Below are 13,839 nucleotides of genomic sequence, written 5' to 3' on the forward strand. Positions count from 1 at the left end.
CTTGTTCTCCGCTCGGAACCACAGCGTCATTCCGGGGATGGCGAAGCCATGAGCCTGGAACCCAGAACCGATACCCTACCCGAAAAAGCCGGTAGGTAGGCCGAGCTCACGGGAAAACCGGTCTCGGTTCTGGGTTCCGGGTTCGGCGCTGATGCGCCGCCCCTGAATGACAGCGAGGCTGGCTCAGCCCAGAATCCCCGGCAGGTTCAGCCCCTTCTCGCGGGCGCAATCCAGCGCGATGTCGTAGCCGGCATCGGCATGGCGCATCACGCCGGTCGCGGGGTCGTTCCACAGCACACGCCCGAGGCGGGCGGCGGCATCGTCCGTGCCATCCGCGCAGATGACGACGCCCGAATGCTGCGAGAAGCCCATGCCGACGCCGCCGCCATGGTGCAGCGAGACCCAGGTCGCGCCCGACGCCGTGTTGAGCAGGGCGTTGAGCAGCGGCCAATCGGAGACGGCATCCGAACCGTCCTTCATCGCTTCCGTCTCGCGGTTCGGCGAGGCGACCGAGCCGGAGTCGAGGTGGTCGCGGCCGATCACGACCGGGGCCTTGAGCTCGCCGTTCCGGACCATCTCGTTGAAGGCGAGACCCAGCCGGTGGCGGTCGCCGAGGCCGACCCAGCAGATGCGCGCCGGCACACCCTGGAAGGCGATGCGCTCGCGCGCCATGTCGAGCCAGTTGTGCAGATGCGTGTTGCCGGGGGTCAGCTCCTTCACCTTGGCGTCGGTCTTGTAGATGTCCTCCGGATCGCCCGACAGCGCGGCCCAGCGGAAGGGGCCGACGCCACGGCAGAACAGCGGGCGGATATAGGCCGGCACGAAGCCGGGGAAGGCGAAGGCGTTCTCCAGCCCCTCCTCCTTGGCGACCTGGCGGATATTGTTGCCATAGTCGAAGGTCGGGATGCCCATGTCCTGGAAGGCGATCATCGCCTCGACATGCTCACGCATCGAGGCGCGCGCCGCCTTCTCGACCGCCTTGGGGTTGCCCTCGCGCCGCTGCTTCCACTCGCCCATGGTCCAGCCCTTCGGCAGGTAGCCGTTGACGGGGTCGTGGGCCGATGTCTGGTCGGTGACCATGTCGGGCCGGATGCCGCGGCGAACCATCTCGGGCAGGATCTCGGCGCAGTTGCCGAGCAGTCCGACTGACTTCGCCTCGCCGGCCTTGGTCCAACGGGCGATCATCTCGAGCGCCTCGTCGAGCGTCCCAGCCTTTTCGTCGAGGTAGCGGGTGCGCAGGCGGAAATCGATCGAGTCCGGGTTGCACTCGACGGCGAGGCAGGAGGCGCCGGCCATCACCGCCGCCAGCGGCTGCGCGCCGCCCATGCCGCCGAGCCCGCCGGTCAGCACCCATTTGCCCTTGAGGCTGCCATTGTAGTGCTGGCGCCCCGCCTCGACGAAGGTCTCGTAGGTGCCCTGCACGATGCCCTGCGTCCCGATATAGATCCAGGAACCGGCCGTCATCTGGCCGTACATCGCGAGCCCCTTCTTATCGAGCTCGTTGAAATGGTCCCAGTTCGCCCAATGCGGCACGAGGTTGGAATTGGCGATCAGCACGCGCGGCGCATCCTTGTGCGTGCGGAAGACGCCGACCGGCTTGCCGGACTGGACGAGCAGCGTCTCGTCCGCTTCGAGCTGGCGCAGCGTCGCGACGATGCGGTCGAAATCCTCCCAGCTGCGCGCGGCCCGGCCGATACCGCCATAAACGACGAGCTCATGCGGGTTCTCGGCGACGTCGGGGTCGAGATTGTTCATCAGCATGCGCAGCGGCGCTTCGGTCAGCCAGCTCTTGGCAGTGAGGTCGGTGCCGGTCGCGGCGCGGATGGTGCGGGTGTTGTCGAGGCGGGTCATGAGCGGCTCCGTTCGAGGGCAGCGGCCGCGCCGAGGGCGGCTTCGATGGTGGCGGATAAGGCGGTCTGAAGCAGGGCGGCCTTCGGCGCGTCGAAGGTCCAGGGAGCGGCCTCTTCGGTGAGATAGGCCGAGAGCGCGATTTCCATCTGCAGCGCGTGCACGCGGCTATGCGGGCGCCCGTAATGGCGCGTGATCCAGCCGCCCTTGAAGCGGCCGTTGACGATCTGCGTGAAGGGGTGGCCCGCCATGGCGGCGACGGCTGCCGCCTCGACCGAATGGGCGGCGCTCTCGCCGGAATTGGTGCCGAGGTTCAGCGTCGGCAGCGTGCCCTCGAACAGGCGCGAAATCTCCGACTTGATCGAGTGGCAGTCCCAGAGCAGGCAGTACCCGTGCTCGGCCTTCACCCGGTCGATCTCGGCAGCGAGCGCCTGATGATAGGGCTGGAAATAGGCAGCCTTGCGCCGCTCGATCTCGGCGGCGTCCGGTGTCATCAGCCAGATCGGCGCGCCGTCGAAGGTCGTGCCCGGCACGAGCTCGGTCGTCGCCTGCCCCGGATAGAGCGAGACGCCGGCGGGGTCGCGGTTGAGGTCGATCACGAAGCGCGAGAGCTGCGCTTCGACGACGGTGGGCGCGAAACGATCTGCGAAGCCGTAGAGCTGGCGCATATGCCAGTCAGTGTCCTCGACCTGCCGGCCGCGCTCGTTCAGCGCCGCTCCGACCTCCGGCGGCAGCGCCGTGCCGGGATGCGGCATGGAGAGGATGAGCGGGGAGGAGCCTCGCGTGACCGCGACAACGTCCGCACTCACGCCCCGAACTCCGCGAAGCTGTCGAGGCCGGCCGCCTTGCCGAAGGCGCCTGAGAGAACGAACTCGGTTGCCGCAGCGAGGTCTGGCGCAAGGTAGCGATCCTCGGTCAGCGGGGCGATCTTCTCGCGTAGCAGCGTCAGCACCGGCTCCAGTCGTGCGCTGGTCTTGAGCGGCCGGTGGTGTTCGATCGCTTCCGCAGCCGCCATCAGCTCGACGCCGATGATGCTCGCGGCATTGCGAGCCATGTCGATCAGGCGGAAGGCGCCATGCGTTGCCATCGAGACGTGGTCTTCCTGGTTGGCGGAGGTCGGGATGGTGTCGACCGAAGCCGGATAGGCCTTCTGCTTGTTCTCGGAGGCTAGGGCCGCGGCCGTGACCTGCGCGATCATGAAGCCGGAATTCAATCCGGCGTCGCGGGCGAGGAAGGGCGGCAGCCCGCTCATGACGGGGTCGACCAGCAGCGCCATGCGCCGCTCGGAGAGGTTGCCGATTTCGCAGACGCCCATCGCCAACATGTCGGCGGCGAAGGCGACAGGCTCGGCGTGGAAATTGCCGCCCGAGACGATTTCTCCCGGCCCGAGCACCAGCGGGTTGTCGGTGACGGCGTTGGCCTCGATCCCGAGCGTCGCCGCGACGCTCCCCAGCAGGCCGTGAACCGCGCCCATCACCTGTGGCTGGCAGCGCAGCGAGTAGGGATCCTGCACCTTGCTGTCGCCATGGCGGTGGCTCTCGCGGATCGCGCTGCCGGCAATGAGCTCGAGCAGGATCCTGGCGACCTTGATCTGGCCCGGCTGGCCGCGCAGGCTCTGGATGCGCGGATCGAACGGTGTGTCCGAGCCCTTCAGCGCATCGACCGAAAGTGCGCCGGCCACCAGCGCCGCGTCGAAGACGCGGGTGATGGCGGCAAGGCCGGTCAGCGCGAGTGTCGTCGAAACCTGCGTGCCGTTGATGAGCGCGAGCCCTTCCTTGGCGCCGAGCGTCAGCGGCGCCAGGCCGGCGCGCTTCAGCGCCTCGGCGGCGGGCAGCGTCTCGCCCTTCAGCCTGACCTCGCCGACGCCCATCAGGGCTGCGGTCATATGGGCGAGCGGGGCGAGGTCGCCGGAGGCGCCGACCGAGCCCTTGGCGGGGATGACCGGCAGGGCATCGGCCTTGAGCGCGGCGACCAGCGCCTCGACCACGACCGGCCGCACGCCGGAGGCGCCGCGCGCCAGGCTCGCCGCCTTCATTGCCAGCAGCAGGCGCACGACGCCGTCGGGCAAGGCGGGGCCGGTGCCGACTGCGTGCGAGAGAATGAGGTTGCGCTGGAGCGTGGCGAGGTCGGCATCTGCGATGCGAACGCTGGCGAGCTTGCCGAAGCCGGTGTTGACGCCATAGGTCACGGTGCCGGCCGCGACGATCTCCTCGACGATCTTCTGTCCCGACGCGATGGAGGCGGCGCTGTCTCCGGCGAGCGAAGCGACGGCGCCGTCGAGGATGGCACGCCAGTCGGTGAGGCCGGCGGCGCCGGGGATCAGGGAAAGCGTCGTCATTGTCCGTTCCAGATGCGGGTGTGAAGCGGGTTGAAACCGATGCGGTAGGCGAGCTCGGCCGGGCGTTCGATGTCCCAGATCGCGAGGTCGCAGCGCTTGCCGGCCTCCAGCGTGCCGATTTCGTCCTGCAGGCCGAGCGCCTTGGCGGCGTGGCGGGTCAGGCCGGCTAGCGCTTCCTCCGGCGTCATGCGGAAGAGGGTGCAGGCCATGTTCAGCACGAGCAGCGGCGAGGTCAGCGGCGAGGAACCGGGATTGGCATCGGTCGCGAGCGCGATGGCGACGCCGTGCTTCCGCAGCAGCGCGATCGGCGGCACTTGCGTCTCGCGCAGGAAATAGAAGGCGCCGGGCAACACGACCGCGACCGTGCCGGCCTTGGCCATCGCTTCGACCCCGGCCTCGTCGAGATATTCGAGATGGTCGGCGGAGAGCGCCCCCATCTCGGCGGCGAGCTTGGCGCCGTTGAGGTTGGAGAGCTGCTCGGCATGGACCTTGATCGCGAGGCCCTTGGCCTTGGCGGCGGCGAAGACCTGGCGGGTTTCGTCGGGCGAGAAGGCGATGCCCTCGCAGAAGGCGTCGACCGCATCGGCCAGCCCCTCGGCTGCGACGGCATCGAGCATCGGCCCGGCAACGAGCGCGGTGTAGTTGCCCGAGCGGCCTTTGTACTCCGGCGGCACGGCGTGGGCGCCGAGGAATGTCGTGCGCACCGTCACCGGCCGCTCGCGGCCGATCCGGCGTGCGACACGAAGCTGCTTCAGCTCGGCGGCCTGCTCCAGCCCGTAACCGGATTTGATCTCGACGGTGGTGATGCCCTCGGCGATCAGCGCGGCAAGGCGCCGGTCGGCCGATGCGAAAAGCTCGTCCTCGCTCGCATTGCGGGTCGCGGTGACCGTGGAGAGGATGCCGCCGCCGGCGCGTGCGATCTCCTCATAGGTCGCGCCCTGCAGGCGCAGTTCGAACTCATGCGCGCGGTCGCCGCCATAGACGAGATGGGTGTGGCAATCGATCAGCCCGGGCGTGATCCAGCGTCCCGCGCAATCGATCGTCTCGGCCGCCGCGAAGGCCGGCGCCTCCGAGCGCGGGCCGGCATGGACGATGCGCCCGTCGCTGGCTGCGATCACGCCATCCTCGATGGCGCCGTAGGGTGCGCCGGCCGTGGGTGACATCGTCGCCAGCCGCGCATTCGTCCAGAGCTTGTCGCAAGCCAGCGTTTCGCCCGGCGCCTTCGCCACGTCGCATCCTCCCCGCTATCCTTCGATTTCGAATATGCTATCTAATTGCATATGCAAATGGCAAGTGCTTAATTGCATATGCAATTAATCCATGGAGCGATGGCGTGACCAAAACCCTGCATCTGGCCGAGGCGCTTCTGCCACAAGGCTTTGCCAGCAATGTGAAAATCACCATCGAAGGCGGCGTCATCACGGCCGTCGAGCCTGGCGCCGCGCCGGTGGATGCAGGGCATAGCTTCGCCGGAATGGCGCTGCCGGGCATGCCGAACCTCCACAGCCACGCCTTCCAGCGCGGCATGGCGGGCCTGTCCGAGCAGCGCGGCGCGCCGGAGGATTCCTTCTGGACCTGGCGCGAGGTGATGTATCGCTTCCTCGACCGGCTCGATCCCGATGACGTGCAGGCCATCGCCGCGCAGGCTTTCGTCGAGATGCTCGAAGGCGGCTTCACGGCACTCGCCGAATTCCACTACCTCCACCACGACAAGGATGGGCGCCCTTACGCTAACATCGCGGCGATGGGGCAGGCGGTCGCCGCAGCCGCCGCTGAAACCGGGCTCGGCCTTACCCTGCTGCCGGTGCTCTATCGCTTCGGCAATTTCGGTGAGGCGCCTTCGGTCCACGGCCAGCGCCGCTTCGTCAACGATCGCGAGTCTTACCAGCGCCTGCTGGAGGGCAGCGCGGCGGCTATTCGGGATCTGCCGGATGCGCGGCTCGGCGTCGCGCCGCATTCGCTGCGCGCGGTCGCGCTCGACGATCTCGGCTGGGTTTCCTCGCTCCGGCCAGGCGAGCCGGTGCATATCCACATCGCCGAGCAGATGCGCGAGGTCGACGACAGCGTGAAGATCATGGGCAAGCGCCCAGTCGAACTGCTGATCGACACGATCCCGCTCGACCGCCGCTGGTGCCTGATCCACGCCACCCATCTGACCGATGCCGAGCGCGACGGCATTGCTCGCAGCGGTGCGGTGGCCGGCCTGTGCCCGATCACCGAATCGAGCCTCGGCGACGGAATCTTTGACGGTGTCCGCTACCGCGATGCGGGCGGTGCGTTCGGGGTCGGCAGCGATTCCAACATCCAGATCGATGCCGGTGCGGAATTGCGGCAGCTCGAATATTCGCAGCGCCTGCGTGATCGCCGCCGCGCGCTCTACGCCGAGGAGGGCGCCTCGACGGGTGTCGCGCTCTGGCAGGCGGCGTGCGCCGGCGGCGCGCAGGCCTGCGGCCGCGCGATCGGCGCGATCGCACAGGGCTGCCGTGCCGACTTCATCACGCTCGATGTCGATCACCCCGCCATCGTCGGGAAGTCTGGCGCGGAGGCGCTCGACAGCGCGATCTTCGCCGCCAACGCCCTGCCTTTGCGCGATGTCGTTGTCGGTGGCAGGAGGGTAGTGACCGAGGGTCGGCATACCGCCCGCGATTCGGTGCGTGCGCGCTTTGCCGGCGTGATGCGGCGCCTGCTCGCGGCAGCTTAGGAAGCACGATGACCGAGACCCGGCTCGACGCGGTGAAACTGGACGGCGCCGGGCCGGTCTACGACCAGATCCGGCGCGCGATCCGCGATCTCGTGCTCAGCGGGGAATGGCCACCCGGCACCAGCGTGCCGCCCGAACATGCCCTGATGGAACAGCTCGGCGCCTCGCGGATGACCGTGCACCGCGCTTTGGTGCAGCTGGCGCGCGAGGGGCTCATCGTGCGTCGGCGCCGCTCGGGAACCATCGTCGCGAGCCCTCCGGCGAGCCACGCCATGCTCGACATCCTCTCGATCCCGGAGGAGGTGAGCCAGCTTGGCCAGGCCTATGCCTACGACGTGCTCTCGCGTGAAGATGGGCGTCCTTCGTCCGAGGTCGCGGAGCGGTTCGGGTTGAAGCGTTCCGACAAGGTAGCTCACCTCGTCGTGCTGCATCGCGCCGGCGGAAAACCGCATGTGCTGGAGGAGCGCATCATCCACGCCGCCGGCATCCCGGGAGTGGCCGAGGAAGACTTCGCCGAAACGCCGCCCGGCGACTGGCTGCTCCGGCACAGCCTCTGGTCGCAGGCGGAGCATGCGATCAGCGCCGTCGGAGCGGGGCCCGAGGAGGCGGCCTTGCTGGATGTCACGGTCGGCGAACCCTGCCTGCTGGTCGAGCGTCGCACCTGGAACCAGGCGCAGCCGGTCACCGCCGTGCGCCTGCTCTATCCGGGCTTCCGCCATCGTTTCGTCGGGCGTTTCGGCCCCTATGGACAGGTCTGAGACGCTCGCAGCAGCAGACCCTCCTCGAAAGAAAAAAAGGCCCGCCGGATTGGCGAGCCTTCCCTTCAGGCGATCGGGAAATAGTTCAGCACTCGTAAGCGAAGCGCCGGCCCCACTCGTCGCGGCCGTAGCAGGTCTGACGCGTCGCCGCGCCGCCAATGAGCGCACCGCTCGCGCCGCCGATGGCCGCGCCTGCCAGGGCGCCGCCCGCCCGGCCCGTCGCTGCGCCGCCGATGATGGCGCCTGCGCCTGCGCCGATCAGAGCACCAGTGCCCGCATTCTGTTCACGCGGGGTGCAGGCGCCGATGGCGGCGGCGAGACCCACGATGACCATGAACTTTTTCATGCTGCCTGTTCCTCTTCTTCACAAAACGGCGATCGAACTTCGGAACCCCAAACCCGTCACGCGGGCAAAGGTTCCCGGCGCGCGCGGGGACCGCGCCCGTAAGAGCTAAGAGCAGGACGTTCGCTGCAGGAGGATTGCACAGAAACTCGCCGAAAAATGCCGGAACCTTTCGCATCGGCGAGACGTTGAGAAGGCAAGTTTCAGCGCTGCAGCGATGTGCGACCGACCACTTGGAGGAACCGACATGACGATGTCCACCACGTCCACCACGACGTCCAATCCGCTGATTGCCGGCGCCCGCGTCGCAGGCACCGACGTCTACAATGCGGGTGGCGACCATCTCGGCGAAATCTATGACGTGATGCTCGACAAGCAGACCGGCAAGGTCGCCTACGCCATCATGTCCTTTGGCGGCTTTCTCGGGCTTGGCGAGAAGTACCATCCGATCCCGTGGAGCGTTCTCGACTATGACCCGCAGCGCGGTGGCTATGTCGTGCCTCTCACAAAGGAAAAGCTCGAAGCCGCCCCGATGTACGACAGCGAGGGTGAGCCCGACTGGGAGGACAAGGCTTACGGCAAGCGTGTCCACGACTATTACGGCACGATGCCCTACTGGATGATGTAGCGGCTGCCAGACGCAGGTCGCGGCGGTTGCTATCCCCCCAGCCGAACCGCCGTGGCGGCGGGATGCGGGCCGAAAGGCCCGCATCTTCTTTTTTGACGGTGCCTTTTGCTCGGCCCCGAAGGAGATCCGGCGTTGCGTTTTTTCGGCTGAACCCGGGAACCCGAGCCCGCCCCAGCGCGTCTTTTGCGTGGGGGAATTCGAGACCCGATGAGCTGCTGTGACGCTGTCGCGATGTAGCCGTCCCTCACATCAGGAGAGACCAGATGCGCATCCGTTATGGCTATCGGATCGAGTTGGTTTGCGCTCATGAGATGCCGTTGGTGACGCTGCTGGACGTTCATCCGTCGCGGCGCCACGATCTGACCATGCCCGACGAGATGCGGGTGAGCGCGCTTGCCGATCCGTCGCTTCCGATCACCGTCACGCAGCATCTCGACGCCTTCGGCAATATCTGCCGGCGCATGGTCGCGCCGCCCGGCGGCATCCGCCTGGAGTCGGAAGGCGTCATGCATGATTCCGGCGAGGTGGACCCCGTCAACCCGGCCGCGCGCGAAGTGCAGCCCTCGCGCCTGCCCGATGATGTGCTCGTCTATCTGCTCGGCAGCCGTTACTGCGAAACCGACAAGCTCTTCGGGCAGGCCTGGTCCCTGTTCGGTCAGGTCCAGCCGGGCTGGCAGCGCGTGCAGGCGATCGTGGACTTCGTCCACAATCACCTGACCTTCGGCTATCATTTCGCCCGCAACACGCGCACGGCGGCCGAAGCCTTCGAGGAGCGGATCGGCGTCTGCCGGGATTTCGCCCATCTCGCCGTCGCGCTCTGCCGCTGCATGAACATCCCGGCGCGCTACTGCAACGGCTATCTCGGTGATATCGGCGTGCCGCCCGATCCGGCGCCGATGGACTTCAACGCCTGGTTCGAGGTCTTCCTCGGCGGGCGCTGGTACACCTTCGACGCCCGCCACAACGAGCCGCGCATCGGCCGAATCGTCATCGCGCGCGGCCGCGACGCAACCGATGTGGCGATGATCAGCTCCTTCGGCAGCCACACGCTGCAGCGTTTCGAGGTGATCACCGAAGAGGTCCAGGAAACGCCGATGCCGTTGAGGCGTCCAATGCCGGCGCAGTTCGACGCCCACCCGGCGGCGGCATAGGGCTGCCCTTGTGTCCGCGGGGCAGGCGCCTATCTTCGCCTGCACCATGCGTCACACCGTTGTCGTCAACGCTCGCGCCGGCGCGGTCCTGGAGGCCGGTGCCGATGCTTTTGCGGCGCGTCTTCAGGCGGCCTTCGCCGCTCATAGCTGCCATGCAGAGGTCAAGCTGGTTCTGCCGCGCGAGATCGGCAGCGCGCTGTCCCTGGCGATCGAGAAGGATCAGACGATACCGGTCCTCGCTGGCGGCGATGGCACGATCAACGGTGCTTTACCCATTCTGATTCAGGCGGATCGCCCGGTCGGCATTCTTCCGATGGGGACCGTCAACGTGCTCGGCCGCGATCTCGGCCTGTTCGGCTCGCTGGAGCAGCAGGTCGAGGCGCTCTGCCATGGCGAGCCCGTGGCGATGGATGTGGGCAGGGTCAACGACCGGCTCTTCCATTCGATCTCGGGCATGGGTTTCTTCAGTCTCATGGCTCGCGAGCGCGAATATGCGCGCCGCCGCTTCCCGTTCAGCCGGGCCGCCGCCTTCGGTGTGGCCGCGACACGCTCGATCCTGTTCACCCGCCCGATCACGGTCGAGATCGCCGTCGGCGAGGAGAGCCACGTCGTCGAGGCCGATGCGGTGCTGGTCACCGTCAACCGCTTCGACGGGTCCGAGTGGCGGCGCGATAAGCTCGATGGCGGTATCTTCGAGGTTCATGTACTGAATGCCGGTGGCCTCTATTCGCGCAGCAAGGCGGCTTTGTCCGTCGCCTCCGGTCGCTGGCGCTCCTCGCAGAATCTGAGCTCGTTCACGGGCAACGCCGTGACGCTCGCCCGCCGCGACAAGCGGCGCGGGCACATCACCTTCGACGGCGAAGTGGAGCGCAAGGTCGGCCCGTTGGCCTATGGCTTGCTACCCCGGGCGTTGACCGTCATTGCTGCGCGGCCGACCAGCCTCCGGAGTGAAAGCCACCATGTCTGAGCCTGCGCACGCCTTGTCCTGGGCATCGTCGTCCTGGTGGCAGCCGCGCGTCCTCGTGCCGGTCGCGGCGGCGTTGGCGTTTCTCGGTCTCGCCGCCTTCATCGCGTCGGACCGCAGCTTCGCCTTCGACACCAGGTTGATCATGCTGTTCCGCGATCCGGCCAATCCGGCCGTGCCGATCGGTCCGGCCTGGTTCCAGGAAGCCGTGCGGGACATGACCGCGCTCGGCAGCTTCGTCGGCCTGTTCTTCATGGCGACGACGGCGACGCTGGCGCTCTGGCTGTGCGGCTTCCGCCACCTCGCCATCGGCCTTGTCGTCAGCCTGCTCGCGGCCCTGCTGGCCAGCAACGGCCTGAAGATCGTGATCGGACGCGAGCGCCCCGATGTCGTCACCCACGCGGCGCTCACCTTCACCGCCAGCTTCCCGAGCGGGCACGCCTTCCTTTCGGCGGTGACGCTGCTCAGCATCGCGGGCTTCGTCGGCCTCGCCTCGCGGCGCGAGGACATCAAGCGCCTGTGCATCGTTTTGGCGTGGGTGATGATCGTGCTGATCGGCCTGAGCCGGATCTATCTCGGCGTTCACTGGCCGACAGATGTCATCGGCGGCTGGTGCCTCGGCATCGCCTGGTCGAGCATCGCGATCGCCTGGCTCGGCCGCAAGATGGCGGCCTCCGACCCGGCCTGACCCGCGCCGCGGTCGGGTTCAGCGCATGTCGATGGTCGCGTTGACGCCGAGATCGGGCGTACGGCCCAGGATTTTCGCCGTCGCCAGCTTGAAGGCGACCAGCACGCTGCTCGAAGGGCCGTCCCAGATCTCGGCCGAGATCGGCGTCAGCGCCAGCAGCGTGGCGTCGGGGTCGTCCGGGCCGTTGGGGAACCAGGCGCTGGCCATCGGCGTCCAGAGCTGGCGCAGCGTCTCCCGGCTGGGCACCTCGGAAGCCGAGCACGAGATCGCGGCATAGAAGTTCCGGTCCTCGTGGCTGATCGCGATCGAGACGGAGGGCGAGCGGAGCGCTGCCCCGACGATGCCGGTGTGGCGGTGGCTGATGAAGAGCAGCCGATGGTGATCGCGGTCGAGATGCCCCGACATCGGCCGCGTCTTGATGTCGTTCTCGGCCAGCAGCGAGACCATGTAGACGGGATGCGCGGCCAGCGCCGTCCAGATTCTCTCTTGCAGTTCGGTCTCGGCCATCGCTCCCTCCAGCGCGCGATTATTCCACGGCCCGCGCCGAATGGGAACGCCGGCGGCGTAGCAACGTTCCCCTTCGCGGAACATTGTCCTGCGGCCGACGTTTGGAGGGCGCTGCCGCTCGGCCGCTTCTTCAAGGAAACTTCATGCTCGCTTCGCGCAATCTGCTGGTCGTCCTCGTCGTCGTCCTTGTCGCCGCCCTCGCCGTGACCGGCTATTCGCTCTACCAGGAAAAGAAGCAGCCTGACGGCGTGGAGATCTCGGTCGGCAAGAACGGGCTGTCGATCAAGGAGAAGTAGGCGCACAGCCTTCTTGCCCGCCCCGGCGATGCGGCCAGCGGGTGGCCGCTTGACGGGGTGGCATTGGCCTTCACGGCTCAAAGGCGCTAACACCCTGCCACGAGCCAGTTTCGTGGGAGAACGAGATGAACGCGCCCTTCAAGAACCTCATCGCCGGCGAATGGGCCGGTGCATCCAACGCCTCGCGCAACATCAACCCCTCCGACACCAACGACGTCGTCGGCGAGTATGCCCAGGGCTCGGTCGAGGACCTCAATAATGCGGTTGCCGCTGCAAAGGCCGCTTTCCCGTCCTGGAGCCGCACGACCCCGCAGGAACGCTACGAGATCCTGAAGAAGGCCTCGGACGAGATCCTCGCCCGCAAGGACGAGCTTGGTCGCCTGCTCTCGCGCGAGGAGGGCAAGACCCTTGCCGAGGGCATCGGCGAAGCCACCCGCGCCGGCCAGGTCTTCGCCTTCTTCGCCGGTGAATGCCTGCGGCTCGGCGGCGAGGCCGTGCCCTCGGTGCGCCCCGGCGTCGGCGTCGAGATCACGCGTGAGCCGGTCGGCATCGTCGGCATGATCACGCCCTGGAACTTCCCGATCGCGATCCCGGCCTGGAAGATTGCGCCGGCTCTCGCCTGGGGCAATTGCGTCGTCATCAAGCCGGCCGATCTGGTGCCCGGCTCGGCCTGGGCGCTGGTCGACATCATCCAGCGTGCCGGCCTGCCGAAGGGCGCGCTCAACCTCGTCATGGGCCGCGGCTCGGTCGTCGGCCAGGCGCTGCTCGAGCACAAGGACGTGCAGGCGATCTCCTTCACCGGCTCTGTCGCGACCGGTCGCAAGGTCGCCGCTGCCTGCATCGCCGGAAACCCGATGAAGAAGGTCCAGCTCGAGATGGGCGGCAAGAACCCGCTCGTCGTGCTCGATGACGCCGATCTCAAGACGGCGGTGGAAGTCGCGGTCAACGGCGCCTTCTTCTCCACCGGCCAGCGCTGCACCGCCTCCTCGCGCCTGATCGTGCAGGCTGGCATCCATGACAAGTTCGTCGAGGCCTGCATCGAGCGGCTGAAGGGCGTCGTCGTCGACGATGCGTTGAAGAGCGGCACCCATATCGGCCCGGTCGTCGACCAGAGCCAGCTCGACCAGGACCTGAAATACATCCAGATCGCCAAGGACGAGGGCGGCAAGCTGGTCTTCGGCGGCGAGCTGCTGAAGCGCGAGACCCCCGGCTTCTATCTGCAGCCGGCGCTGTTCACCGAGACCACCAACGCCATGCGCATCTCGCGCGAGGAGGTCTTCGGCCCTGTCGCGAACATCGTCCGCGTCAAGGATTACGAGGAAGCGCTCAGCCTCGCCAACGACACCGAGTTCGGCCTTTCCTCCGGCATCTGCACGACCTCGTTGAAGTATGCGACGCACTTCAAGCGCAACAGCGAGGCGGGCATGGTGATGGTCAACCTGCCGACCGCGGGCGTCGATTACCACGTGCCGTTCGGCGGCCGGAAGGGCTCCAGCTACGGCTCGCGCGAGCAGGGCGCCTACGCCAAGGAGTTCTACACCACGGTCAAGACGGCCTACACGCTGGCCTGATCGCCGGAACAGCGGGCTGTCGCGGCAGTTGATCGGGAACTCTTCC

At 67.4% G+C, this 13,839-nt stretch carries 14 protein-coding genes; 8 read left to right on the forward strand and 6 right to left on the reverse strand.

All coding sequences use genetic code 11. From position 1 onward, the window contains the following. Positions 1–183: 183 nt before the first annotated feature. The 4 genes from hutU to hutI are packed head-to-tail and all read right to left on the reverse strand — an operon-like array spanning position 184 to position 5,349. A complete protein-coding gene (gene hutU, locus AC1DVA_RS01180) occupies positions 184–1,851 on the reverse strand; it encodes a urocanate hydratase (RefSeq protein WP_265052117.1) in 1,668 nt (555 codons plus the stop codon). Continuing rightward, positions 1,848–2,657, reverse strand: a complete 810-nt coding sequence (gene hutG / locus AC1DVA_RS01185) for an N-formylglutamate deformylase (RefSeq protein WP_265052118.1) — start codon at positions 2,655–2,657, stop codon at positions 1,848–1,850. The genes hutU and hutG overlap by 4 nt, the downstream gene beginning before the upstream one ends. Beyond that, positions 2,654–4,186 carry a histidine ammonia-lyase gene (hutH, locus tag AC1DVA_RS01190; RefSeq protein ID WP_476804701.1) on the reverse strand — a complete coding sequence of 511 codons (1,533 nt, stop codon included), beginning with the start codon at positions 4,184–4,186 and terminating at the stop codon, positions 2,654–2,656. Before hutH ends, hutG begins: the two co-directional genes overlap by 4 nt. Beyond that, positions 4,183–5,349, reverse strand: a complete 1,167-nt coding sequence (hutI, locus tag AC1DVA_RS01195; protein WP_265055025.1) for an imidazolonepropionase — start codon at positions 5,347–5,349, stop codon at positions 4,183–4,185. The genes hutH and hutI overlap by 4 nt, the downstream gene beginning before the upstream one ends. Positions 5,350–5,519: 170 nt before the next feature. Here hutI and AC1DVA_RS01200 point away from each other — a divergent pair, with 170 nt between their 5' ends. Continuing rightward, complete coding sequence (locus tag AC1DVA_RS01200; RefSeq protein WP_476804702.1) at positions 5,520–6,887, forward strand: formimidoylglutamate deiminase; 1,368 nt, start codon at positions 5,520–5,522, stop codon at positions 6,885–6,887. Between the two features lie 8 nt (positions 6,888–6,895). Beyond that, complete coding sequence (gene hutC, locus AC1DVA_RS01205) at positions 6,896–7,645, forward strand: histidine utilization repressor (RefSeq protein WP_265052121.1); 750 nt, start codon at positions 6,896–6,898, stop codon at positions 7,643–7,645. Between the two features lie 85 nt (positions 7,646–7,730). On the opposite strand, the gene AC1DVA_RS01210 is transcribed toward hutC, so the two are convergent. Next, a complete protein-coding gene (locus AC1DVA_RS01210) occupies positions 7,731–7,991 on the reverse strand; it encodes a glycine zipper domain-containing protein (RefSeq protein ID WP_265052122.1) in 261 nt (86 codons plus the stop codon). Between the two features lie 244 nt (positions 7,992–8,235). Here AC1DVA_RS01210 and AC1DVA_RS01215 point away from each other — a divergent pair, with 244 nt between their 5' ends. The 4 genes from AC1DVA_RS01215 (at position 8,236) to AC1DVA_RS01230 (ending at position 11,419) form a co-directional block, all read left to right on the forward strand. Continuing rightward, the gene (locus AC1DVA_RS01215; protein WP_320109537.1) at positions 8,236–8,616 is read left to right on the forward strand and encodes a PRC-barrel domain-containing protein; all 381 of its coding nucleotides are present in this window, start codon (positions 8,236–8,238) and stop codon (positions 8,614–8,616) included. Positions 8,617–8,879: 263 nt separating this feature from the next. After that, positions 8,880–9,767, forward strand: a complete 888-nt coding sequence (locus AC1DVA_RS01220) for a transglutaminase-like domain-containing protein (protein WP_476804703.1) — start codon at positions 8,880–8,882, stop codon at positions 9,765–9,767. Positions 9,768–9,813: 46 nt separating this feature from the next. After that, the gene (locus tag AC1DVA_RS01225) at positions 9,814–10,734 is read left to right on the forward strand and encodes a diacylglycerol/lipid kinase family protein (protein WP_476804704.1); all 921 of its coding nucleotides are present in this window, start codon (positions 9,814–9,816) and stop codon (positions 10,732–10,734) included. Continuing rightward, complete coding sequence (locus AC1DVA_RS01230) at positions 10,727–11,419, forward strand: phosphatase PAP2 family protein (RefSeq protein WP_476804705.1); 693 nt, start codon at positions 10,727–10,729, stop codon at positions 11,417–11,419. Before AC1DVA_RS01225 ends, AC1DVA_RS01230 begins: the two co-directional genes overlap by 8 nt. Before the next feature lie 18 nt (positions 11,420–11,437). Here the strand turns inward: AC1DVA_RS01230 and AC1DVA_RS01235 are convergent, their stop codons facing one another. Next, positions 11,438–11,926, reverse strand: a complete 489-nt coding sequence (locus tag AC1DVA_RS01235) for a pyridoxamine 5'-phosphate oxidase family protein (RefSeq protein WP_265052126.1) — start codon at positions 11,924–11,926, stop codon at positions 11,438–11,440. Between the two features lie 143 nt (positions 11,927–12,069). Between AC1DVA_RS01235 and AC1DVA_RS01240 the strand changes: the two genes are divergently transcribed. Continuing rightward, positions 12,070–12,222 carry a hypothetical protein gene (locus AC1DVA_RS01240; RefSeq protein WP_265052127.1) on the forward strand — a complete coding sequence of 51 codons (153 nt, stop codon included), beginning with the start codon at positions 12,070–12,072 and terminating at the stop codon, positions 12,220–12,222. Positions 12,223–12,347: 125 nt separating this feature from the next. Next, complete coding sequence (locus AC1DVA_RS01245) at positions 12,348–13,793, forward strand: aldehyde dehydrogenase family protein (protein WP_476804706.1); 1,446 nt, start codon at positions 12,348–12,350, stop codon at positions 13,791–13,793. Positions 13,794–13,839: the final 46 nt, after the last annotated feature.

This window comes from Allobosea sp. P4_C6 (assembly GCF_056402015.1).